At 55.3% G+C, this 20,585-nt stretch carries 27 protein-coding genes and 2 riboswitches; of the genes, 8 read left to right on the plus strand and 19 right to left on the minus strand.

Features of this window, described 5'->3' with window-relative positions; translation table 11 throughout:
- Positions 1–12: 12 nt before the first annotated feature.
- The gene (gene pheS / locus VE009_RS02545; RefSeq protein WP_325005819.1) at positions 13–1,047 is read right to left on the minus strand and encodes a phenylalanine--tRNA ligase subunit alpha; all 1,035 of its coding nucleotides are present in this window, start codon (positions 1,045–1,047) and stop codon (positions 13–15) included.
- Between the two features lie 387 nt (positions 1,048–1,434).
- Positions 1,435–2,196, minus strand: coding sequence for a sulfite exporter TauE/SafE family protein (locus tag VE009_RS02550; RefSeq protein WP_325005820.1), 762 nt, complete (start codon positions 2,194–2,196; stop codon positions 1,435–1,437).
- Between the two features lie 502 nt (positions 2,197–2,698).
- Between VE009_RS02550 and VE009_RS02555 the strand changes: the two genes are divergently transcribed.
- Complete coding sequence (locus tag VE009_RS02555) at positions 2,699–2,917, plus strand: alpha/beta-type small acid-soluble spore protein (protein WP_325005821.1); 219 nt, start codon at positions 2,699–2,701, stop codon at positions 2,915–2,917.
- 76 nt (positions 2,918–2,993) lie between these two features.
- Here the strand turns inward: VE009_RS02555 and VE009_RS02560 are convergent, their stop codons facing one another.
- Complete coding sequence (locus VE009_RS02560) at positions 2,994–3,638, minus strand: trimeric intracellular cation channel family protein (RefSeq protein WP_325005822.1); 645 nt, start codon at positions 3,636–3,638, stop codon at positions 2,994–2,996.
- 67 nt (positions 3,639–3,705) lie between these two features.
- Positions 3,706–3,785, minus strand: a riboswitch (ZMP/ZTP riboswitch).
- 236 nt (positions 3,786–4,021) lie between these two features.
- Between VE009_RS02560 and VE009_RS02565 the strand changes: the two genes are divergently transcribed.
- The gene (locus VE009_RS02565; protein WP_325005823.1) at positions 4,022–5,044 is read left to right on the plus strand and encodes a GGDEF domain-containing protein; all 1,023 of its coding nucleotides are present in this window, start codon (positions 4,022–4,024) and stop codon (positions 5,042–5,044) included.
- A gap of 77 nt (positions 5,045–5,121) precedes the next feature.
- Positions 5,122–5,277, plus strand: a complete 156-nt coding sequence (locus VE009_RS02570; protein WP_325005824.1) for a hypothetical protein — start codon at positions 5,122–5,124, stop codon at positions 5,275–5,277.
- A 19-nt stretch (positions 5,278–5,296) separates the two neighbouring features.
- On the opposite strand, the gene VE009_RS02575 is transcribed toward VE009_RS02570, so the two are convergent.
- From VE009_RS02575 to VE009_RS02585, 3 genes are all read right to left on the minus strand, one after another.
- A complete protein-coding gene (locus VE009_RS02575) occupies positions 5,297–5,518 on the minus strand; it encodes a hypothetical protein (RefSeq protein WP_325005825.1) in 222 nt (73 codons plus the stop codon).
- Positions 5,519–5,532: 14 nt separating this feature from the next.
- Positions 5,533–5,871 (minus strand): YolD-like family protein, encoded by a 339-nt coding sequence (locus VE009_RS02580; protein WP_325005826.1) that lies wholly within the window; start codon positions 5,869–5,871, stop codon positions 5,533–5,535.
- Positions 5,872–5,994: 123 nt separating this feature from the next.
- Positions 5,995–6,852, minus strand: a complete 858-nt coding sequence (locus VE009_RS02585) for an RNA ligase family protein (protein ID WP_325005827.1) — start codon at positions 6,850–6,852, stop codon at positions 5,995–5,997.
- A 135-nt stretch (positions 6,853–6,987) separates the two neighbouring features.
- On the opposite strand from VE009_RS02585, the gene VE009_RS02590 reads away from it, so the two are divergent.
- A complete protein-coding gene (locus tag VE009_RS02590) occupies positions 6,988–7,212 on the plus strand; it encodes an alpha/beta-type small acid-soluble spore protein (protein WP_325005828.1) in 225 nt (74 codons plus the stop codon).
- Positions 7,213–7,523: 311 nt separating this feature from the next.
- On the opposite strand, the gene VE009_RS02595 is transcribed toward VE009_RS02590, so the two are convergent.
- Positions 7,524–8,147, minus strand: a complete 624-nt coding sequence (locus tag VE009_RS02595) for a sortase (RefSeq protein WP_325005829.1) — start codon at positions 8,145–8,147, stop codon at positions 7,524–7,526.
- Positions 8,140–9,609 (minus strand): hypothetical protein, encoded by a 1,470-nt coding sequence (locus VE009_RS02600; RefSeq protein WP_325005830.1) that lies wholly within the window; start codon positions 9,607–9,609, stop codon positions 8,140–8,142. Before VE009_RS02600 ends, VE009_RS02595 begins: the two co-directional genes overlap by 8 nt.
- A gap of 394 nt (positions 9,610–10,003) precedes the next feature.
- Between VE009_RS02600 and VE009_RS02605 the strand changes: the two genes are divergently transcribed.
- Entirely contained in the window at positions 10,004–10,189 is a 186-nt protein-coding gene (locus tag VE009_RS02605) for a hypothetical protein (RefSeq protein WP_325005831.1), read from the plus strand.
- 73 nt (positions 10,190–10,262) lie between these two features.
- On the opposite strand, the gene VE009_RS02610 is transcribed toward VE009_RS02605, so the two are convergent.
- Entirely contained in the window at positions 10,263–10,835 is a 573-nt protein-coding gene (locus VE009_RS02610) for a cysteine hydrolase family protein (protein WP_325005950.1), read from the minus strand.
- A 121-nt stretch (positions 10,836–10,956) separates the two neighbouring features.
- Between VE009_RS02610 and VE009_RS02615 the strand changes: the two genes are divergently transcribed.
- Positions 10,957–11,406, plus strand: coding sequence for an Lrp/AsnC family transcriptional regulator (locus tag VE009_RS02615; protein WP_325005832.1), 450 nt, complete (start codon positions 10,957–10,959; stop codon positions 11,404–11,406).
- Positions 11,407–11,639: 233 nt separating this feature from the next.
- Here VE009_RS02615 and VE009_RS02620 read toward each other — a convergent pair whose 3' ends face one another.
- Entirely contained in the window at positions 11,640–11,912 is a 273-nt protein-coding gene (locus tag VE009_RS02620; protein ID WP_325005833.1) for a helix-turn-helix transcriptional regulator, read from the minus strand.
- Positions 11,913–11,993: 81 nt separating this feature from the next.
- Here VE009_RS02620 and VE009_RS02625 point away from each other — a divergent pair, with 81 nt between their 5' ends.
- Positions 11,994–12,203, plus strand: coding sequence for a helix-turn-helix transcriptional regulator (locus VE009_RS02625; protein ID WP_325005834.1), 210 nt, complete (start codon positions 11,994–11,996; stop codon positions 12,201–12,203).
- Positions 12,204–12,293: 90 nt separating this feature from the next.
- A riboswitch (cyclic di-GMP riboswitch) is annotated at positions 12,294–12,396 on the minus strand.
- A gap of 69 nt (positions 12,397–12,465) precedes the next feature.
- Here the strand turns inward: VE009_RS02625 and VE009_RS02630 are convergent.
- From VE009_RS02630 to VE009_RS02645, 4 genes are read right to left on the minus strand one after another with little or no spacing between them, the layout of a single operon-like run.
- Positions 12,466–14,811, minus strand: coding sequence for a hypothetical protein (locus tag VE009_RS02630; protein WP_325005835.1), 2,346 nt, complete (start codon positions 14,809–14,811; stop codon positions 12,466–12,468).
- A complete protein-coding gene (locus VE009_RS02635; RefSeq protein WP_325005836.1) occupies positions 14,808–15,494 on the minus strand; it encodes a M23 family metallopeptidase in 687 nt (228 codons plus the stop codon). The genes VE009_RS02630 and VE009_RS02635 overlap by 4 nt, the downstream gene beginning before the upstream one ends.
- Before the next feature lie 13 nt (positions 15,495–15,507).
- Complete coding sequence (locus VE009_RS02640) at positions 15,508–15,930, minus strand: hypothetical protein (protein WP_325005837.1); 423 nt, start codon at positions 15,928–15,930, stop codon at positions 15,508–15,510.
- Between the two features lie 5 nt (positions 15,931–15,935).
- The gene (locus VE009_RS02645) at positions 15,936–16,190 is read right to left on the minus strand and encodes a hypothetical protein (protein WP_325005838.1); all 255 of its coding nucleotides are present in this window, start codon (positions 16,188–16,190) and stop codon (positions 15,936–15,938) included.
- Between the two features lie 603 nt (positions 16,191–16,793).
- On the opposite strand from VE009_RS02645, the gene VE009_RS02650 reads away from it, so the two are divergent.
- On the plus strand, positions 16,794–17,450 hold the full coding sequence (locus tag VE009_RS02650) for a stalk domain-containing protein (protein WP_325005839.1): 657 nt from the start codon (positions 16,794–16,796) through the stop codon (positions 17,448–17,450).
- 87 nt (positions 17,451–17,537) lie between these two features.
- Here VE009_RS02650 and VE009_RS02655 read toward each other — a convergent pair whose 3' ends face one another.
- From VE009_RS02655 to VE009_RS02675, 5 genes are all read right to left on the minus strand, one after another.
- Entirely contained in the window at positions 17,538–17,783 is a 246-nt protein-coding gene (locus VE009_RS02655; protein ID WP_325005840.1) for a hypothetical protein, read from the minus strand.
- A gap of 2 nt (positions 17,784–17,785) precedes the next feature.
- Positions 17,786–18,595 carry a GH25 family lysozyme gene (locus VE009_RS02660; RefSeq protein WP_325005841.1) on the minus strand — a complete coding sequence of 270 codons (810 nt, stop codon included), beginning with the start codon at positions 18,593–18,595 and terminating at the stop codon, positions 17,786–17,788.
- Position 18,596: 1 nt separating this feature from the next.
- Positions 18,597–18,899, minus strand: coding sequence for a hypothetical protein (locus tag VE009_RS02665; RefSeq protein ID WP_325005842.1), 303 nt, complete (start codon positions 18,897–18,899; stop codon positions 18,597–18,599).
- A 75-nt stretch (positions 18,900–18,974) separates the two neighbouring features.
- Positions 18,975–19,634 (minus strand): SGNH/GDSL hydrolase family protein, encoded by a 660-nt coding sequence (locus VE009_RS02670; RefSeq protein WP_325005843.1) that lies wholly within the window; start codon positions 19,632–19,634, stop codon positions 18,975–18,977.
- A gap of 14 nt (positions 19,635–19,648) precedes the next feature.
- The gene (locus VE009_RS02675; protein ID WP_325005844.1) at positions 19,649–20,560 is read right to left on the minus strand and encodes a hypothetical protein; all 912 of its coding nucleotides are present in this window, start codon (positions 20,558–20,560) and stop codon (positions 19,649–19,651) included.
- Positions 20,561–20,585: the final 25 nt, after the last annotated feature.

Raw genomic sequence — 20,585 nt, forward strand, 5'->3', positions numbered from 1 at the left:
CTCGATCCTCCTCTATCCGCGCGCGAACTGCCGCAGGAACCGCACATCGTTCGTGTAGAAATGACGAATATCCTCAATCCCGTAACGCAGCATCGCGATCCGCTCCACGCCCATGCCGAACGCGAAGCCGGTCACCTCGTTCGGGTCGTAACCGCCCATCTCGAGCACTCTCGGATGAACCATGCCGGAGCCCAAAATTTCGAGCCAGCCGGAATATTTGCACACCCGGCAGCCGCTGCCGCCGCAAACGGCGCACGACACGTCGACCTCGGCGCTCGGCTCCGTGAACGGGAAGAAGCTCGGGCGCATCCGGATGTTGACGTTCGGGCCGAACATTTCGCGGGCGAATTGCAGCAGCGTCCCTTTCAAATCGCTCATGCGGATGTTTTTGTCGATGACGAGCCCTTCGATCTGCATGAATTGATGCGAATGCGTCGGATCGTCGTCGTCGCGGCGGTACACCTTGCCCGGACAAATGACCTTCACCGGCAGCGCGCCGCGTTTCGCCTCCATCGTCCGCGCCTGTACCGGCGACGTATGGGTGCGCAGCAGAATGTCTTCGGAAATGTAGAACGAATCCTGCATGTCGCGCGCCGGGTGATCCTTCGGCAAATTCATCGCTTCGAAGTTGTAGTAGTCGGACTCGACCTCCGGTCCTTCCGCCACCGTAAAGCCCATCCCGACGAAAATGTCCTCGATCTCCTGCACGATTTGCGTCAGCGGGTGCAGCGCGCCGTTCGGCGCCGGACGCCCGGCAAGCGTCACGTCGATCGTCTCCGTCGCGAGGCGCCGCTCCGTCTCCGCGCGGGCGAACGCCGCGGACTTCTCGTCGATCACCGCTTCGATCGCGGCGCGGACGTCGTTCGCGACTTGCCCGATGACCGGCCGTTCCTCCGCCGACAGCGCCCCCATGCCGCGCAAAATTTCCGTCAGCAGCCCTTTCTTGCCGAGATATTTGACCCGCAGCTCGTTCAGCGCGCCCGGGTCGGTCACGCCGCCAAGCTCCTGCAGCGCATCCGCGCGCAGCGCCTCCAACCGTTCTTTCATCGCATCGTTCCTCCTTATCATTCAAACCCTGTGCGCTAGGCACGTATTCGGGTCGTCGACCGCCATCGCAATGTCGGCAAACAAAAAAGACCTCTCCTCCCTAAGGGACGAAAAGGTCGCGGTACCACCCTCATTCGCAGCGAACAAAAATCATGCATGCTCGCGGCGCACTCGAACGGCGGGTAACGGCCGCCAGCCGGTCCGCCCTACGCGCGCGCGGGAACGCAAATCCGCGCGGTTCAGGCGACTGCTCGGGAGAGAAGGTTCGGCGGCGGGCGCATATCGCGGAGCGGCTCTCAATCTGCGGCCTCTCCTCCCTGTGCGGCGCATCGCTGCGTACTGGGCTCCTTCATTGCATGTCACATTTCTGCTTATTATAGCCGACCGTCAGATCAACTTCAAGCCGCTGATCAGAATGATCGTCGCCATGACGGTGCGCAGCGGTTTGCCCGGCACGACCGCAGACAATCGGCTGCCTAATATTACGCCCGGCACCGACCCGATCAGCAGGTTGAACGCCAGCGCGTAATTGATGTTGCCGTATACGGCGTGAATCGCGCCTGCGGCCGTCACGAGCAGGAACGCATGCAATATATCCGTGCCGACCAGCTCCGCCGCCGTGAGGCGGTACAAATAAATCATCGCCAGCGCGAACAAACTGCCGGACCCGATCGACGTCAACCCGACGATGAAGCCGAGCGCCACGCCGATGCCGATCGTAAGAAGCCGTTTATCCGCGAGCGGCTTCTCCTGCCAGCGGTTCGACCCCAGACGATCGAAAAACTGCTTCAAAATCGTCGCGATCGCCACCACGACGAGCACGACGCCGAGCGCATGCTTCATGATCGTATCCTGATGCATGGCGAGCGGCGGATATGCCTGCAGCAGCAGAACCGCGCCGACGGCGCTCGGGATGCTGCCCAACGCCAAATACTTGACGAGCGTTAGGTTGATCGTCTTCTGTCGAATATGCTGAATGCTTCCGAACAGCTTCGTGACCGAGTTATAAAACAAGTCCGTCGCCACCGCCACGCTCGGGCTGATGCCGATCCACATCAGCACCGGCGTCAGCAGCGCCGCGCCGCCGACGCCCGTCAGACCGACGAGCGCCCCGACCATGAACCCCATGAGTACAATTTCAATTTCCATCGTCTCACCCCCGGTGTCCTCTATAAGGGTTCCTTATCGTTGGTATCAAAACCTATGATAGTGTATTCGTGGAACCTCTTCGGGTGCGGAAGGCGAAACTTAAAGTCTTTCTGAAAAAAAGCGAAACGCCCGGAAACCTCGGCGTGCCCTTGGGCCTGGGCGGTCCGGCGATTCGTTCGCGGGATTATGTATTTACGGCTCTAATCATACGCCGCATTGATCACATACGTCGTCAATCGTTCGGCTTTTTTCGCTTTCTTTCCCCCAAAAGTAGAAAAAGAACGCCTGTCTGCGAGCAAACCGCCCAAAGGCCGGCAGGACGACCTTCTCACCCGGACGAGTCTTGCGAGGGACCGTCTCGCCGTTAGGCCGGACGCCCTTGCCTGCTCTCCGTGCACGTCTACCTTTCCCCTCTTCGATCGTAAGATTCGGTTTTATTTTCATAGCGCATAAAGTTTTCAGAAAAATCAAATATTATATTCAATCGACGGAGGTGAACAGCATGAGCAAATATTCGAACCCCAGCAATCTGATCGTTCCCGCGGCGAACGCAGCCATGGACCAGTTGAAGCACCAAGTCGCGCAAGAAGTCGGCGTGCAGCTGCCGCCCGACGGCTATTACGGATACGTATCCTCCCGGGATACGGGCGCCATCGGCGGCCATATGGTGCGTCGGATGGTCCAAATCGCGGAAGAAACGCTAGCCCGCGGCCGATTCTAACGAGGCGGCACACATACCGCCGGCGACGCAAAAATCCCCGCCGCCCTCGACCGGGGCAAGCGGGGATCTTTCGCGTTTATCGACCTTCGAAGGGCTGCTTGGCGAACGCGGTCAAGCCGCCGCCGTGGAACGAACGTTTCGGCAGACGCCACCCGCGGCGAACCGACAGCATGCGGAGCGCGAGAAGCAGCGCGAACAGCGCGTACATTTCCCATACGTTGCGGCCGAAGCCGAGCCCGACGATCAAGCCGCCGACCATCGCCCACACGCCGTACACTTCTTCACGGAAAATGAGCGGCTTCCGCCGCGCCAAAATGTCGCGGATGATCCCGCCGCCGCAGCCGGTCAGCAGCGCCGACGCGATGACGGCCGGCATCGGCAGCTCGAGCTGCGCCGCCAGCAGCGCGCCTTGAATCGCGAACGCGGCGAGTCCGACCGCATCGAAAAATATCCATTTCCGCACGTGATTGACCCACAAGCGCGGCACGAAGTAAACGAGCGAGCTCGCTGCGAGCGCGATCAACAGCAAATCGCCCTGCTCCCAGATCGCCCGCGTCGACGACTCGATCATGACGTTGCGGACGAGACCGCCCCCGAACGCCGTCACAAGCCCGAGCGCGTACACACCTAAAATATCGTACTCTTCCTCCATCGCCGAAATCGATCCGCTCATGGCGAAAGCGATCGTCCCGATCCACGTCAGCAGCTCCCACGCGAACATCTTTCATCTACCCCTCTCGAAGGCATCAAAAAAAGTGTTCGACCGGCAGGGTTCTCCCTTCCGTCAAACACTTCGCCCAGGCGTACGGCATATATCCCCGCGCGCTCCCTCGTGGTCCCCCACGCTTCGCCAGTCACGCGCGTTCGAAAGCATTGTCATTTTACTCACGAATATTACAATATCACCTGGGATATGCGCTGTCTACCGGGAAATTCACGAAATTATCCGGAATTTGTTCGCCTTGCGGCGGCGCGCGCAAAATGTTGCGGCAAGCATGTATAGAAAGCGGTATAGTAACCATAATGTCCTAAAGTCATTGCAAATCCCATATGAGGTGATTTCCTATTCGGACGCTCCCGAACGCTGCCAACACCTTCGCTCAGGTGAAGCGCAGCATTTACCGATTCGCGCCGCCGAGCGTACTCGTCGCCACGTTGATCGCCTTGTATTTCGAATACACGAACGGCACGATGGATGTGGAGGATTTCGTCAGCCTGCCGGCCGTAGCCGGATGGTGTTTGGCTTTCACGTACGTCGCTTACCGGAAGCCGGAGCATCTTCGCAAATTTGAGATCGCGACGTTCCTCTTTCTCTGTCTGCATCATCTGTATCGTTTCTATTTCATTGTGCACGGGAAATTCGGCGCCGGGCATCACGATCTGAACGAATACACGTTCTGGATCCCGTTCTTCTATATATGCGGCTTTCTCATCCTGGATAAAACGATGGCGCTCCGCGTGTCCCTTGCCGTGTTCACAGCTACCGTTTTTATTGGCGCGGGGCGCTTTTGGGTGGATCCGTCCGGCGCCGGCGCCATTTTGGATGTCATACTGCAGTTTTACATATCCAATGTCGTGTACATCGTCGCGCTGTATTATTTGTATTACGCCGTCGAGGCGAATGTGCAGTCCGAAGAATATCAGCGCATGGCGTTTACCGATTTTTTGACGCGCCTCCCGAACCGACGTCAGCTCGAGGAATGGATGGCCGCCGAAATCGGGGCCGTGCGCGAACGCCGCACGCCGCTGTCGGTCGCGCTGATCGACATCGATTGCTTCAAGCAGATTAACGATGCTTACGGCCACGATGCGGGGGATGCGGTGCTGGTCCGATTCGCGGCGTTTCTGTCCGAGCGCATCCGCGGCGGAGATTCGGTCGGCCGATGGGGCGGCGAAGAGTTTCTGGTGGTCATGCGCCGCACCGAGCTTGGCGACGCCGCCGCATTCGCCGAGCGGCTTCGAGCCGACCTGGAACGGGAGCCGTTCCCGGAGGCGGGGCGCGTCACGGCGAGCTTCGGCCTCGCGCAGCTCGGAGGCGGCGAAGAGCTGTTCTCCCTGCTCAAACGGGCCGACCAAGCGCTCTACGTCTCGAAAAGCGAAGGCCGGAACCGCGTGACGGCGCTGTAAACCGACTGCGTGAACGTTCTTCGCCGTTCGGCATAAATCCCAGCGAATGGCGAACCCTACGGAAGAGGTGAATCGCCGTGGATCCCAAAAAAAAGGAACCGAAACCGACCGCAGCGCCAGGCATGAACATGAACGACGACGCTTTGGAGAAAAAAGCGACCCCTCAGGATGTTCGCGGCGACGACGCTACTTCCGTCACCCGATTGTTCCTGGACCGCACCCCGGAGGATTAATTCCTCCGGCTTTCTTTTGTTACGAGCTCCTCCGATACCGTTTCCCGCCGACGCCGGGCCCGACGGCCAGCACCGACTCGATCGACAACGTGCGCGGAGCCAGCCGCTCGAGGCAGAACGTCCTCGCATAGGTCTCCCCGATTTCCAGCAGCTTCACCCGCCGCTTCGTCAACCCCTTGTCGCGGCCGGCGTAAATGACGGTTACGACTTGCCCTACGTACTTCTCCAATCGATGCTTCACGTAGCTCCCTCCATTCAGACGCGGCTGATGTTCACGATGGTCTCCAGCTGGATTCGGACCGTCTCCGCGCGCGTCTGCAATTTGATCGTTCGATCGACCGGGTCGATCTTGATCACGGCTCCGACGACCGTCTTATCGCCGTACTCTCCGAACGTCGTGACGGCCGTCTCCTCGCCGCTTACAATCGCTTCGGCAAGCGCGGCCGACAACTCTTCGACTCTCTGCTCGTCGAACTCCGGCTTCTCGCGGGCGCTCTGCCGCATGCGTCGGTTCATGTTCGCCGCCCGAAACTGGGGCAGGACGATGCGCGACGACTCCCAAAGACCGTTCTCTCGAAGCTTTTTCCCTCTCATGACGTCACCGCTTTACGAATGTATGTTCTTATTATATACCAAACAAACGTTCGATATGCAAACAAAAAAGAAATCCCGACCGGCTCTTCGGAGCAAGCAGGGATTTTATCGTTGCCGCGCGGTTCACGCCAAAAATTCAATAAACACCGGGCTGCGAAGCGTGCCGTTCCTCATGACGTGGCGGGTCTTCACCTTCGCGCGGAGCAGCGGTTCCAAATGTATGATGTCTTTGTACGAGCCGGATTCGATCGATCTCGCCACTTCGTAAAACGCCGCCTTGTGCGCCGGGCTCACGCCGAATTCGATTACCCCGGCCGGCCGCAGGCCGTCTCCCTCCGGCAGAGCCGCCAACCAACCGAACTCCGACGTGCGGTACCCCGTGATCACGACGTCCACGTACGTCCAATTAATAACCTTCTGCCATTTCTTCACGCGCCGGCCGGTCGAGTATCGGCTCGACTTTTCCTTCGCGACGATCCCTTCCATCCCGCGCTCTTGAACGGAAGCGAACAAATCGGTACCCTTCTCTTCGAAATACGGGATGACCGAGATGTTCGGGTTGTCGATGCGCAGCCCGGCCAGCATTTCCTTCCGTCTCATCAGAGGAAGCATTCGCAAATCGTTGCCGCGGTACCAAAGCATATCGAAGGCGACGAAGCTGACCGGGTTCGTCCGCGCCGCCGCGTCGATTTTGTCCGCTTGCCGCAGCTGGAACCGGTCGTTGAGCGCTTCGAACGAAATGAGGCCGGTCTCCCCGTCGATCTGGGCGACCTCTCCGTCGAGAATGACGTCCTCCTCGATTCCTGCGAGCAGCTCGGGATATTTCGAAGTGACGTCGTTTTCCTTCCGAGTATATAAACGAATCTCCCCATCCGTTCGGGAGTAAATCATGCGGTGTCCGTCGATTTTGGGTTCGAAAATATGATCGGGGCTGTCGAAAGGCGCCTTGGCCGTTTCCAGCAGCATCGGGGAAATAAACATATGCATCACCTTGCTGCCATTATACCGCTAGCGGCCGCCGACGCGGGGTGGGAAGTAGAGGAAGAACGAGCCGGGAGCGAATAGCTAGATTCCTGCTTGCAAATGATATCCTTACATACTTAGGAGGTGGCATCGATGGGTACAGGTTCCCAGAGTTCCAACAACTTGATCGTTCCTCAAGCGAACCAAGCGCTCGAGCAGCTGAAGTACGAAGTCGCCCAAGAGCTTGGCATTCAAATCCCGCAAGACGGATACTACGGCTACATGGCTACGCGCGACACCGGCGCGATCGGCGGCCACATGGTTCGCCGCATGGTGCAAATCGCCGAAGAAACGTTGGCGCGCGGCGCGCGGTTTTAACTACAATTTTTACCCGTGAAATAGTAACGACCCCGTCGGATGCGATTCCGTCGGGGTCGTTTCGTTGGCGCTTGCGCCCGTTGTTCCGGAATTCCAACGAACGGGTCGGGAGATACTTTCAATGCGCCTGCACACCGCGAGGAAGGAGGGATTTCGTTGTCTCACGATACATCCCATAAACACGGCAAAAAGACGCGCCCCGGCAACAACCACGATTCGGCGGTTCCCGGATCGACCAGAGGAAAAAAGTAACGCGATCAATAAAGGAAGAGACGGGGGTCCCCGTCTCTTTCCTTTGGTCGTCGCGCCTGTTAGAACCTTGTCGTTGGTTCCGTTAATGCGATTCCGATAAATTTCGTCTGTACGATATACCGATCGGGAGCCGGGCCGATGAATCCGAACGGGTAACACGTCTGCAGCGTCAGCGTTTCGAAGTCGGTCGCGGCCAACACGCTCGTATCGGTGTCGGGAACGATTTGGAAACCGGTCGCCTCGTAAATATACGTTCCATAAGGCGTAGCGAATTCGATCGTGTCTCCTATCTTTAAATCTTTGAGCTTTATGAACACGGTATCTCGGTGTCCCGCCACGTACACGTGGCCGCCCTGGCCGGGAAGCGAGCTCTCCGGATAATGCCCGGCGCCTCGTTCCAATTCTCTCGCCTCCGTGCCGTGGATGATCGGAACGTCGACGTTCAGCGACGGGATGTGCAGGTCGCCGATTTTTTCGCCGATCTTCGGCTCGGGCGACCACAGCCCGTTCTGTCCCGGTACGTACTCGATCGCCGGAAAAAACCGGAGGAGAACGGTTTGTTTCATGTAGCTCCAGCCATGATAACTGAAAAGCGCCGCCCCTCCGACGATCATGACGGCCGGGATTACGATCGAGAAGAGGCGCCCCCACGTCCAGCGTTGTTTCTCAGCCACATTAACCATGTTGTTTCAACGCCCAGAGCTTCTGCTTAAAATATCGTCTCGCCGGACCGAAGGAGACGGTACCCAAGGCGGTCAGAACGATGCCGGCCAGCATCATGAGCATATGCGACGTCGCCGTATCGGGGAGACCGCCGAGCGTAATTTTGCTGCTCGGGGGCTTCGTATGGGACGTTCCGCTTCCGCCGCTGTCTGCCGGGCTGCCGTCATTTCCGCCGGGATCGTTATTGCTTGGAAACGGGAGGCCGTTTTCTGCTTCGTTGCCGCCGCTGCCTCCGCCAGTGTTATTGCCGCCATTGTTACCTCCGTTGTTGCTTCCGTTGTTATTGCCACCGTTGTTGCCACCGTTGTTGCCACCGTTATCGCCCCCATTGTTACCTCCGTTATTGCCACCGTTATTCCCCCCGTTGTTGCCTCCGTCATCTGGCGGCGGCGGTGGCGGCGGTGGCGGTGGCGGCGGTGGCGGTGGTGGCGGCGGCGGCGGCGGTGGTGGCGGCGGCGGTGGTGGCGGCGGCGGTGGCGGCTCAGCGTTGGAACCGCCGGTGAGCAAATTCGCGCCGATGCCGAGCAATCCGCTGCCGAACGCATTCCCGCCGCTCGTCAGCAGATTCAAGCCGAGGCCGGCTCCGGCGCCGGTTCCAGTCGCTTTGCCGTTGCCGCTCGACAACATATTGCCGGCCGCGCCGGCTAATCCGCCCGTTCCCGTCGCCTGGCTGCCGCTGGAAAGCACATTCGCACCTAGACCGGCCACCCCGTCGCTCGAGGAACCCGCCGCGCCGCTCGACCCGCTCGATAGTACGTTGCCGCCGATGCCAGCGAGCCCGCCGGTTCCGGTTCCTTGGCTGCTGCCGCTCGACAGAACGTTGCCGCCGACGCCTGCAGCCTCGCCCGTGCCCGAGCCTTGGCTGCTGCCGCTGGACAATACGTTGGCGCCGACTCCGGCAGTGCCGCCCGTGCCCGAGCCTTGGCTGCTGCCGCTGGACAATACGTTGGCGCTTCCGCCGACAAGGCTGCCGCTGCCGGATGCGCTGCTGCTGCCGCTCGAGAGAACGTTGGCGTTCACGTTCGCCGCCTTGCCGCTGCTGGAAGCGCTGCTGCTGCCGCTGGACAATACATCGGCGTCGACGCTTGCGGCTTTGCCGTTCCCGGGCAATTGGACATCCAACTTAACATTGTCACTGCCGGCCGAAGCGCCGTCTTCCTTAACCGACAATAGGTTGGCCCCGATGCCGACAAGATCGCCGTCGCCCGACGAGTCGTTATCGTCATCCTTCAACAAATTGACGTCGATGCCGGCTGCTTTGACGCTCTCCGCCGCCCCTCCCCGACTATCGGTTCCGACGACAGCGCTGACCGGCTCCGGCAACGAAGTCGGCGATCCTGCCATCGCCGATTGGGCGAATCCTCCGACAAAGAGCAAAGAAACCGCTCCCGCCTTCAACGCCTTCCCGGGCTTCCTCCTCATACTTCAACGCCTCCAATTCATAGGATCGACGTCAAACGAACGGTGCCGACCATTGACCGCTCTTTTCGAAGTGCAAAAAGAAAAATGCCGGCGAAAAACATCGCTGACGGCACGTTCGACAAAATCGGTTAAGATACATACCGTATCATTCTATGCACTAAATGTATCATCCTTCCACCTTTCTGTAAATGCATGCGACATGAAATTTTCGACAAAATTTTCATAAAGTTCTACTCCAATGATGCTAAGTCGCAATGAAAAGGGGAACCTTCGTCGTGCTTCTTTCTGCTTACTTCTAGTCCTGGAGATTCTATTTTTTTCCTCCTCGTTGCCACTTTTTTGGAACATGCTGTATGTTAAATAAAGGCAATATTTTCAAAAAGGGGAGAAACCCATGGAACAGAAGATCGTGATTGACGTTAGAACCTTATTGCAGCATTTAAATATACATAACGTATCTTGCGATCTCTTCTTGTCCAAACCGCATGACCAAACACAAAAAACGCCCGTAAACGGATCTGCTTTATGCAGCATGCTGGTGGAACAAGCGCTGCAGGAGCTGCCGGTTAAGGTCGTTTAGTTTACATATATCGTTAGTTAGACCCATAAAGACAAAACCACTCCTGACAAATGGGGAGTGGTTTTTGACAAAATTAGTTGTTCTTCAAGATCGAGTTAGCTTCTTGTTTCAGGAACTCCTCGGTCGAAATTACATTGGCATATACTCCGTTAAGTGCACTTACAAAGGCATAATGCACCTGATCAGCTGGCACGATCTTATCTCTATAAGGTAAGTCCCTTGTAGTACAAGCATCTTCAATAAGCGTACAACTAAAACCTAGCTCCATCGCAGCTCTGACTGTGGCATCGATACACATATGCGTCATCATACCAACAATCACTAGCTTGGTCACCTCAAGCCCCCTCAACTTTGCTTCTAAATCGGTCTGGAAGAAGCTGTTAGGTGTGCTTTTCGTGATCACCGTTTCGTGTTCCAGAGGTAGAACAGCTTCATTTATTTTGACTCCCTCTGTATTGGGAAGGAAGAATGTTGCCCCTTCGTGATTCGAGATATGCTGAACATGGAAGATATTGGGGTTGTTTTGTCTAAACCATTCAAGAATTTTACCTGCATGATCGGCTGCTTCTACTGGATTGCTTAATTCCATCCTTCCATTTGGAAAATAGTCATTTTGAATATCGACTATGATCAAAGCTACGCTCACTTTATTCACCTCATCAAAATATTTAGTTACAATAAAATCATAAATAATATTTTGATTTTGGACGATACTTTGGTGAAACACTTTTAAGTCAAATGATTTCATGGTGAAAGGATTTATATATATGCAACTTGATCATATTGATTTTTATATCCTCAAGCTATTATCCGAAAATTCGCGCATTCAATGGAAAGACTTAGGCGAAATAATCCATATGACTGGGCAAGCCGTAGGTAATCGTATTAAGAAACTTGAAGAAAGTGGTGTAATTAAAGCCTATTCTCTCATAATCGATGAAATGAAATTAGGTTTTTCTTATACAGCGTTTGTCATTATTCATATGAAAACAGCAGATCATGTTTCGTTTATTCGTTTTATTCATGATCGAAACGAGGTGGTTGAAGCTCACCGAATCTCAGGGGAAGGCTGTTACCACTTAAAAATAAAAGTTAAATCCCAAGATCAACTGAATTTTTTCCTTGATAAACTTCTCGATTACGGGAACTATAGTTTAAATCTGTCAATACAAGAGATCAAACAAGGCAATCCGTTGACTGCAGCATCGGAAGAATAGCATATTCTAAATCATCATCCGTTAAGCACTCAACCGAGTAAAATAAAAAGATCCCTTATGCAATAAGGGATCTTAGTGTCGTATGTATGGAGCGGGTGATGGGAATCGAACCCACGCTACCAGCTTGGGAAGCTGTGGCGTGGGTATTTCTTTGCCGATCTGAGAATTTAAAATTGCGGCTGTATCAGTAATTATTGCCGATAGCTCAGTTCACATTAAACCCGTGTTTATCATCAATATGAATTAACTTGCCCCATAATTGCCCCATGTTGCCCCCCCGAACTTCCACTGCGATCACCGTGGTCTTGAGAAATCCCAATATGAATGTGATCGAGGGAAACGCCGTATATTCTGCATAGTTCCAGAGCCTTGTCGTATTCCATTTTCCTATTATCCATTTCATAACGTAAAAGCGATTTCGTCGATATACCGACCAAGCTGGCCGCCTCCTCAAGCGATAGGCCCGCATTTTCTCTCGCAGCGCAAAGCGTTAATTTATACGACATCCTTGAAGTGCCTCCCGTTTACGTGCTGAAAAAGTATGTGTATAATTTTCCAATACAAATAAATTAAATAAGAGGTGTTAGATGGCGCTCCGGTTGAGGAGCCGCCTGCCTGAAATTCTCGATCAAACCGGAAAAACACAAGCCGCGTTGGCCGACTATTTAAACGTAACCGAGAGTTATATTTCTCAGGTTATAAATGGAAAGCGACAACTGTCTGTCATGAAGTTAAAATTAGCAGCGAGATTTTTAAACTGTTCGATGGACGATTTGATCGAGTTGATTGAAGATTAAAAGCAGGCGGTTGGGCTTAATAGCTCCTCCTCCGGACCAGACTTAAGCTATACGTTAAGTTGTTCTCATAGAAGTCCATTCACCTCGCCATTCGGCAGCTGGCTGGCATAGATCTCAGAAGTCACTTCTCGCTGTTTCCTTAGCCCCTTTAGCTTTGCGCCGCCGGCTTTCACCGGCTTTGCCATTTCGTTACATACAAATATAACACCTTTTTACATTTCTTTATATAGTTAATATTCCATATTTATCTATGTGGCTTGATCTAGGTGGCATTTCGAACAGGCTTCGGCAGCTTCGTGATGAACCGTGCGTACCCATCGGCGTTCTTAATCAGGTTGAGGGAATGGTACCGAGGCAGGTTGAGCAGGTCCTCCTCCTGGTACGGATACAGCTCACTCTGCAGCTCCGCATAGTTCTTCTTATCGCACCCGCTTATCAGCATGTAGGAAGCGTTGGCACTCCGGAGCTCGTCTCGGATGATGTTGATCTGGTTCAAATAGTGGCAGCTGATGATCGGCTTCAAGCTGAATTTTGCGAGCCGGCTTAGATTCTCCTTCAGCATCCGTTCCGTCGTGCGCACCTGGTACAATTCGTCGATGACCATGTTCACCTTCGTATGCTTCGAGCGGTCCGGGATCTGGTAGTCGCGGATCTGGAGCGCGAGTCGGAGCTTCGACATCCAGTAGGTGCAGATGACGTCCTTCTCGGCGTCCGTCGGGTAGGCGCGCTCCGGCATCCGGATGCAGATCAGTTGGTTCTTCTGGATCTCCTTTACGAGGTCGATATTGCCGGCCGTATCTTTCTGCAGCATCATCTCGAGGTACGTGTTCGCCTCGAGCTCGTTCATGCGGTCGATGATGCCGGATATAAGCGAATCCTTCGTTCCGGTCACGACGCCCTTCTTGTCGGTCTCATCGAGCTCGGCGAGACTCGCGGCATGCTTGCGGAGAAGCTCCGCCTGCGAGGCCGGCGCCGCATTGATTGCTACGGCGCGCGCCTCGTGGTCCTGCAGCACCTCGAATACGTCTCGGATAGCCCCACCGTTGATGAAGACGACGAGCGCAGCCGCCTGCAGATAACGCTTCATTTTTGGCGTCAGCGGCGCATCGTTTGTCGCGATCGCATTGACCAGCGTCTGCAGCTGCGTCGCCGACATCTTCGCGTTCTCGTATTGGCGGAGTGGATCCGCGCTGCGGCCGATCTCATTGTAGCCGAGCCCTTGCAGCTTCCGGAGATCCCCGCACTCGATGTTCAGAACTTTCTCCGGCGGGAACAGCGCGGCGATCTCGCTGCTGAGCTGGCAGTTCGAGATGAAGTCGAAGACGATCATGCACTCACCGTTTCGGATCGCGTCCGCGCCGAGGTTCCCGAGCAGCGTCGACTTGCCGGCGCGCGTCGGACCGATTAGCACCAGCGTCAGGTTCCGGTATTCCCGGTCCGTCGAGAGGTACGCCTTCTGCTCCTGGCCGCGGTACGTGTTCGTACCGATGCACATGACGCCATGCCGCAAATCCTCCGGCACTTCCGTCTCCTGCGTCTCCACCCGCTCAATCCCTGCAAAACGCTCAAGCACCTCGCGCCCCGGCAGAGCGATGAAGTTCTGCGCCTCCTGGTCTCCGATCTTGTTCCGCTCTGCATGCAGCGTGTAGTCCGTGAAGTGGAACGTACGTCGGTACGGCTTATACGCGAGCCTGTTGTCCTCCGAGATCGTGTCAAAGCTCTGCGCCAGGCTGCGCGCCGCGTTCCGCTGCCGGAGACCGTCGGCACTCTCGCTGAGGACCACGATTTCCGTGTTCAGGATCGTCGCGCCGGCTTTCCGCTGCGTAGACTCGCTGATAGCCTTGCCGCCGTTCAGGCGCTCGATCAGCCCCTCCAGTAGGTTCGTACGCGTCTCTTTTGCTTTCTTTCCGGTGAACACCTCGCCCATCTCCGACAGCAGCGTGTTGGCCACCGAAAGCGCCATCTTGGCCGCGTAGCCGAGGCCCGCCTTGTTACGGTCGACCGGCATGTGACGGTTCACCTTGTCGATCGTATGGCGGTACGTGGCGCGCCAGGAGAACTGGGAGCCGGGCAGGAAGTTATAGAACACCGCAGCCTTGTCACCCTCCTCGAGGAGCTCAACAACGTTCAGGTTGCTCAGCAGCAGGTCGTTGTTGCGGCGGTCCGTCGCCAGGCTGAGGGCGTCCTCCTTCTCGTAATGCAGCTGCAGCTTCGTCGCGCCTACGCCGAACTCCGGCAGTGCGTCTACCTCCTCGATCGTGACGCCGGTCCAGACGTCTGTGATCTTCTCTCGCAGAAAACTGAGGTGCTGGCGCGGAACGATGAAATAGAACTCGATGCGCTGCCGCTCCATGTAGACGTAATAGCTGACCTTGGCCGGCGCCGTCACGCTGTACCGTGTACCGAGCAAAAACTCGCGGCCGAGCACCTTGATGAGCTTCTCCTCCTCCCGCTTCACGTTCTCAAGTATGTTCTTGTATAGCGTAGCGATTGCCCGGGCGATTTTGTGCGTGGCTTGGTTCCGAATCGAATTATTTGGTTTGAGTCTTAGAAAAGCATACTCCGGGCGGACGACTTGCAGCACGTTGCGGATCGGGACGGACTTCATGCTGCAACACCTCTCACGAAAAATCGGACCAATACATACACGGTGAATAGGATCCCGCTCCAGCGGTACCCATCTTTGAGCCCAACGACCCCGAGGACGATGCCCAACCCGCATCCAATCAGTGTGATCGGGTAGATCGCGTCGACGAGAAGGTTCCCCGTCGCGGCCAGCCAGTCAACGATCTGCTCCTGAATGTGGCCCCTCACTGCGGCTTTCGCCTCGCCGACCGTGCTGCCGAGTGCCCGCTCCGCGAGACCCCTGATCGGTGCGGTAAGCGCCGAGCCCACGCCACCCCCGCTAAACTTGTCGACCGTCTCCGCCATCGGCGTCGGATCGATCCACTCTCCACCCCGCATCATGGCAAAGTGCAGGTGCGGCCCGGTCGAGTGGCCAGTGTTCCCGCTGAAGCCGAGCAGCTCGCCGACGCGGATCCGCTCCCCGTCGTGGACGGTCACTTTATCCATGTGGCCGTACACGATCCTCGTTCCGTCGTCCAGGCGGAGAATGACGCCCTTTCCGATGTTCTCGGCGCCGTAGTCGACCACGCGCTCGACGACGCCGTCTGCAACGCTGTGCAGCTCCGTGCCGCGCGGCATGGCGAGGTCGATGCCGGTGTGCACCCGGCCGTCGCGGACCTCTTCGAGGGTGCCGTAGGGCGACGTGAGACGAAACTTCATAGGCATGCCGTGTCCCTCCTTACACCTCGAAGATCCCCTCGACCTGTTCCAGACACCAGGGCAGCCCGAGCAGAATGACGTAAACCAGCAGATACCCAAGGAAATTCTTGCGCGCCGAGATCATATCTCCCTGAACCATGTTCGTCACCGTGTCCAATCCCCCTTTGAACACGATCACCCATTTGCCGATCCCAACCAGCGGCCGGTAAATCGCCTCGGCCTTTGCGTCGATCGCATCCTGTGTCGTCGGAGCGAATGCCGACACCGCGTCGGCCGCGAAGCTCAGGTCGGCGCCCGCCAGGCACAGCGTCGCCGTGACGCCGGCGACCCGGTAAACGATCTTGTTCCGGTCGAAGTGTTCGACGATGATCTCGACCGTCGTCTTCGGCTTCCATTCGCCCCGGACGAACTCACGGAACGGGATTACCTCCGTACGTGCCATAGCTCTCACCTCGATTGATTATTGGGCCGGAAGACGGCCGACTTGCCTGCGACCGGGATTGGCCGTGGCTGTTGTGCGACGATCGGCTGCTCTACAATTTGGATGGTTTTCTTCGTCCGAATCCCGAGCATGTAGCGTAAGCCATCCCTGACCATTTCCGAGAGCTCGCCGGCGCTAATTCCGGCCGTCGCTTGCCGCAGGTCCGCGTCGCGGTTCTTCCTCAGCCGCGCCTCGATCTTCTCCCTTTCTTTGCCCGACATTCGCATCACCCTCCGTCTGACGGTTGTGATACATGTGTATGACTAATTGATTGTCCATGTTTCGGAGTTTTTGAATAATTTTTCATAGAGTTGTCCACCCTATTGCTAGAAAAGCATGGGGAGGTTGGACTTATGTTCGGATTGGGTAAACCGCGGACCCGGCTCGGTAAATTTATCGACGCGGACGCGGAGCTTTCGCAGGAGCTGGTAGCAAAGAAAAGCGGAGTCAGTCGGGATGGGATCTCGGACCTTTGCGATGGTCGGAAGAACATCAGACCTGGGGAGAAGACGCAGGTGAAAATTATCGGAGCTCTGCGGAGAATGGGATATAACGTAAACCCGGATGATTTCTGGCCATAAAAAAATCCGCAAGACAGAGCGTCTGACGGACGGGCGCTTTATGGCGTCCGACAAATGTCGTACAGCGAGTTTTCCAGGGTCTTGAGCGTTGCCACCGCTGATCGCGTTCAGGCAACGCTTTATGATCCCTATATGCATACGAACGCCGGCGAGGAAATATGCCGAAAATGAAACCTTTCCCGGTCGCCATCCGTAGGTGTATACTACCATTGGTTACCTACAAAGGGGAGGAAATTGGATCTTATGAAAAAATGGGGAATTGTTACTCTTGTAGCGCTAACGGCAATCGTTTCGGCATCTGCCGCAAGCGCAGCCACCAAACTCACGCTCATCGTTAACGGCAAGGTATCCGCAGCCGAAACAAAACTGATCGACGGAGTGACATACGTTCCGCTCCGATCTGCAGCGGAGTTACTTGGCGCGGAAGTGAATTTCGACCCTGTGACGAACACGATTACGATCACTGGTAAGAATGCGACGACAACGTCCCCAGCCTCTAGTGCAAAATCATTTAACGTCGACGTAACCTTACAAAGCGGTCCTATGGTAATGAAAATTTCCAAGGTTACACTAGATCCGGCTTACAAGTACGACGATCATTATGAGCCCGTAAATGCAGTTCTCCTTGAAATGACGATTGAAAACACTTCTAACAATACGGTCACCTGGTACCCCGGCGGCGAAATCGTGACCGACACTAAGGAGCAAATAACCGGCCTTACATACGATACGATGAGCGGAGAATACAAAGGCAAAGTCGTCCGTAAAGGAACGTATTTCTATGAGGCGAAAGGAAACGTGCTGGATATAAAAAGCCTCAATCTGTTTGTAGAACCTGCATACGATGCGAACTATAATGACCTGAGTGAAGATGTTGTCACTGAAATAATCCTCGAATAAAAATAAAAAATCCCCCGCCAGCCAATACGGCCAGCGGGGGTTTCGACTCTCTAGGAGGTTCGTATAGCTTGCCTCTAAAAAGGCTATTTATTCCCTTTTCTTCACCGTATTTTTCACTCCGGAGTAGGCCCCGATCGCTGACAGGCCCATCACCAGACCGACGAGAACAGCCTGACGCGGGTCGTTCGGCGCGACGTAGATAAACCCTCCGGCGAGCCCGAGTAGGAGCGCCACACCCGGCAGTAGACGCGGTCTGACGCCGAACCTTTGGATGACACCGACCAATGCGACAATCAACGGGATGAGTGCAATATCGTACGCTTGGAAGTCCATGGCTACTTCGTCTCCTTTTTCGTAATATCGACCGTCGGATCATCCCACTCGACGTGGGCTCCGAACATCTCCGCAATCACGCGCGCCGGCAGATAAGACACGTTGTTAATCAGGTATCCGTCTCCGACGCGCTGGCCGTTCACGGCGGCGCCAATACGCCGCTGGATAGCCGGTAACGGCTTTGCGTTCCAGTTCAGGAAATCCGGCTCCATAACGTTCACGTCGAGACGCCCGTTGTACGGCAGGCCGTCGTTGCTGCTCGTGTACTGGTGAATCGCCCACCGGTCCCACACACCGTTCTCGCCTGGCGTCTTCACGTCGTAATGTGCGATCCAGACCGGCCACGCCGACAGCGTCTTGTCCAGGTATGTCTTCGTGAACGCGGTATACGTGTAAACGATCGGATTCTCACCGGTGAGTTTTTCGAGGTGCTGCAGCCAGCGCCGGCAGAAGTCCGTGATGAACGTCCGATTGTACTTGTCGCGATGCTTCTCGAAATCGTCCTCGTTCCGCTCGATGTCGAGCGCGAACGGCAGGTCATGCTGTAGTTCCTTCGTGGCGGCGAGCAGATTTTCGACTTCTTTGCGCGGATCGTTATAGATGCGCGCGTAGTGGTAGAAGCCGATCTTCAGCCCCGCGCGGCGCGCGCCGGCGTAGTGCTCTTTCAGTTTCGGATCCGTGTACGTCACACCCTCGGTCGCTTTGATGTAGACGAACTGGACGCCCGCGGCGCGCATCTTCATCCAGTCGATCGCGCCCTGGTGCCGGCTGACGTCGATCCCCTTGATATGCTTGTCCGTTCTGGTTTGCATTTTACTGTCCTCCTCCTTGCCCGTCTAATCGGTTCAGCCGGTGATGAGCTTGCTTTGTGGACTCCTCAACCCGGGTTACCCGCTCCGCCAGTGCTTCAAATCTCTGCCCCTGCGCCCGCTGCTCGATCCGGACGTCGTCGATGCCGCGCTTGATGTATTCCATATCCGTGTGCAGCCGGGCATCCTTGCTGGCTTCAGCAACCGTGTCTTGGCGAATGGCTCGGGAGCGGCCAAGCCAACCCAAGAGAATCCCACTTCCCGCTGCAGCTAATGAGATGATTGCCGTGAGTGTTGCAGTATCCAAGTCCGCACCCCCGAAAATAAAATAGCCCCGGATCGGTTCCGAGGCAAGGACTCGTTATGGAGCTATCGAACTTCGTTAGTGCCCGAACATCTGCCTAATAAATGCCTCGACTCTGCGGGACAAAACCTCATTCCCTGAAACATTTAAGTGCAACCCGTCAGAAGCGTAAACCGTCTGCCAAGCAGGATAAGAATACGGTGTGTTTCCCTCGTGATGCAGGTCACACACAGGTATGCTGTAATAATTGCAAACTTCTTTGATAGCCTGTTGGTATGCGCTCGTTTGTGCCGTTTTCGTTCCGTAGTATTGCCCGGTTATAACGCCCTTCGGCAGCGTCGGGAACTTATCATACAGTTTCTTACACATAAGATGAAGCGCACCGTAAACCTCTGTTACGGATGTGCTTTCCCAAGTTCCTAATGGTCGGTTATTATTGTCATCATTTACGGCAGGCTGCAACAGAATCGCGTCCACGTTGGACGTGGGGAGGTCGTCAATTTTTTTGAGTTGGTTGCTCGATTCTGCGGCGTAGTCTTCCGTCGATGCTGTCAAGGTCGACCCCGATACAGCGTAGTCGAGAATAGTTATACCTGTCCGCTCCGCTATCAATTCGATATAGTTTTTTTCGGAAGGTGTATGCCCGATGTCTATACTGGATGAACCGATGGTGGCTATTCTTTTGCCTTTCAGCGGCTCGGTAATATAAGACGACGAAATCCAACCTCTTGTCATCATATACACTCCGCCCCCTATTCGGCTAATTTAATTGTCAAGTTGTCGAACGTAATAAGCGGCGATTTTGCGAACATGCCGTGCTTCGTCCCATGCTTCGTTCGGTCGTATTGCGTTTCGCTCAATGTAGCAACACCAATAGAAACGCCGTTCGCAAAAATTTCAATGTCTTTTCCGATGGTCTTAGCCTTGATTTTTACGACCTGACCGTCGGAAAAGGTGAAGGGCAACACGCTTACCGTATCGTAAGAACCACCGGAATTTTTGCTGTATACTCGTATAGACGTTCTGGAATCGCCCCTTACAAATATGTGGCTATTGTTGTCCATGTACCGAAGACATAACCCGCCGTAGTTCGACGGACCCGCCCCGCTCGGCATTAATACGTCGCATTCCACTTCTACGTCAAAAGCGTATGCGTCAATCACAGCAACGGTCGACAACCCGGCAGTTACGTTTTGAATAGCTTTCCCGCCACTAACACCCCAAGTCGCCGCCGTGACTCCGATAATGTAACTTTGTCCCGTCTCGGCAACGCCTAAACTAGAACTATTGTCCGCTCTCTCGAATGTGTCGGAAGCAATGAGTGCGGGTAAAGGCTTTTCGTCACCCAAACAATACCCCTCATATGGACCTGACGCGACAATGGTAATCTGTTTAAAGGGGAATACCATTTCGGTAAACACGTCACCTGCGGCAACGGGGAACTGTTGCGCACCTACAACAACGTACAGACTGCTAGTGTGTTTGTTACGAATGACAAACCCTCTCATGCTGTTGTTAAAGGTGTGAGTTTTGGTGGAAGACCCTTGAAAGTATTCTTGCGCATAACTCCCCGTAAGCGTGGTAATGGTGTGCTGCACAGGCTTGCCGCTCACCGGGTCGCGTGTTACTTTCATGGCGTAATCTTCCAGTATTTCGTCTGGCATGCTCTACACCTCCAAATATATTTAG

This window comes from Paenibacillus sp. (genome assembly GCF_035645195.1).
Taxonomy (GTDB): domain Bacteria; phylum Bacillota; class Bacilli; order Paenibacillales; family YIM-B00363; genus Paenibacillus_AE.

Excerpts from the sequence above, each read along its gene's own strand:
- VE009_RS02650 (WP_325005839.1), top strand. The coding sequence starts at position 16,794 with ATGAAAAAATGGGGAATTGTTACTCTTGTAGCGCTAACGGCAATCGTT.
- VE009_RS02580 (WP_325005826.1), bottom strand. The coding sequence starts at position 5,871 with ATGAGAGGGAAAAAGCTTCGAGAGAACGGTCTTTGGGAGTCGTCGCGC.
- VE009_RS02630 (WP_325005835.1), bottom strand. The coding sequence starts at position 14,811 with ATGAAGTCCGTCCCGATCCGCAACGTGCTGCAAGTCGTCCGCCCGGAG.
- VE009_RS02625 (WP_325005834.1), top strand. The coding sequence starts at position 11,994 with ATGGCGCTCCGGTTGAGGAGCCGCCTGCCTGAAATTCTCGATCAAACC.
- VE009_RS02670 (WP_325005843.1), bottom strand. The coding sequence starts at position 19,634 with ATGATGACAAGAGGTTGGATTTCGTCGTCTTATATTACCGAGCCGCTG.
- VE009_RS02615 (WP_325005832.1), top strand. The coding sequence starts at position 10,957 with ATGCAACTTGATCATATTGATTTTTATATCCTCAAGCTATTATCCGAA.
- VE009_RS02585 (WP_325005827.1), bottom strand. The coding sequence starts at position 6,852 with ATGTTTATTTCCCCGATGCTGCTGGAAACGGCCAAGGCGCCTTTCGAC.
- VE009_RS02605 (WP_325005831.1), top strand. The coding sequence starts at position 10,004 with ATGGAACAGAAGATCGTGATTGACGTTAGAACCTTATTGCAGCATTTA.
- VE009_RS02555 (WP_325005821.1), top strand. The coding sequence starts at position 2,699 with ATGAGCAAATATTCGAACCCCAGCAATCTGATCGTTCCCGCGGCGAAC.
- VE009_RS02655 (WP_325005840.1), bottom strand. The coding sequence starts at position 17,783 with ATGGACTTCCAAGCGTACGATATTGCACTCATCCCGTTGATTGTCGCA.
- VE009_RS02645 (WP_325005838.1), bottom strand. The coding sequence starts at position 16,190 with ATGTCGGGCAAAGAAAGGGAGAAGATCGAGGCGCGGCTGAGGAAGAAC.
- VE009_RS02560 (WP_325005822.1), bottom strand. The coding sequence starts at position 3,638 with ATGTTCGCGTGGGAGCTGCTGACGTGGATCGGGACGATCGCTTTCGCC.
- VE009_RS02595 (WP_325005829.1), bottom strand. The coding sequence starts at position 8,147 with ATGGTTAATGTGGCTGAGAAACAACGCTGGACGTGGGGGCGCCTCTTC.
- VE009_RS02590 (WP_325005828.1), top strand. The coding sequence starts at position 6,988 with ATGGGTACAGGTTCCCAGAGTTCCAACAACTTGATCGTTCCTCAAGCG.
- VE009_RS02660 (WP_325005841.1), bottom strand. The coding sequence starts at position 18,595 with ATGCAAACCAGAACGGACAAGCATATCAAGGGGATCGACGTCAGCCGG.
- VE009_RS02635 (WP_325005836.1), bottom strand. The coding sequence starts at position 15,494 with ATGCCTATGAAGTTTCGTCTCACGTCGCCCTACGGCACCCTCGAAGAG.
- VE009_RS02600 (WP_325005830.1), bottom strand. The coding sequence starts at position 9,609 with ATGAGGAGGAAGCCCGGGAAGGCGTTGAAGGCGGGAGCGGTTTCTTTG.
- pheS (WP_325005819.1), bottom strand. The coding sequence starts at position 1,047 with ATGAAAGAACGGTTGGAGGCGCTGCGCGCGGATGCGCTGCAGGAGCTT.
- VE009_RS02640 (WP_325005837.1), bottom strand. The coding sequence starts at position 15,930 with ATGGCACGTACGGAGGTAATCCCGTTCCGTGAGTTCGTCCGGGGCGAA.
- VE009_RS02675 (WP_325005844.1), bottom strand. The coding sequence starts at position 20,560 with ATGCCAGACGAAATACTGGAAGATTACGCCATGAAAGTAACACGCGAC.
- VE009_RS02620 (WP_325005833.1), bottom strand. The coding sequence starts at position 11,912 with ATGTCGTATAAATTAACGCTTTGCGCTGCGAGAGAAAATGCGGGCCTA.
- VE009_RS02550 (WP_325005820.1), bottom strand. The coding sequence starts at position 2,196 with ATGGAAATTGAAATTGTACTCATGGGGTTCATGGTCGGGGCGCTCGTC.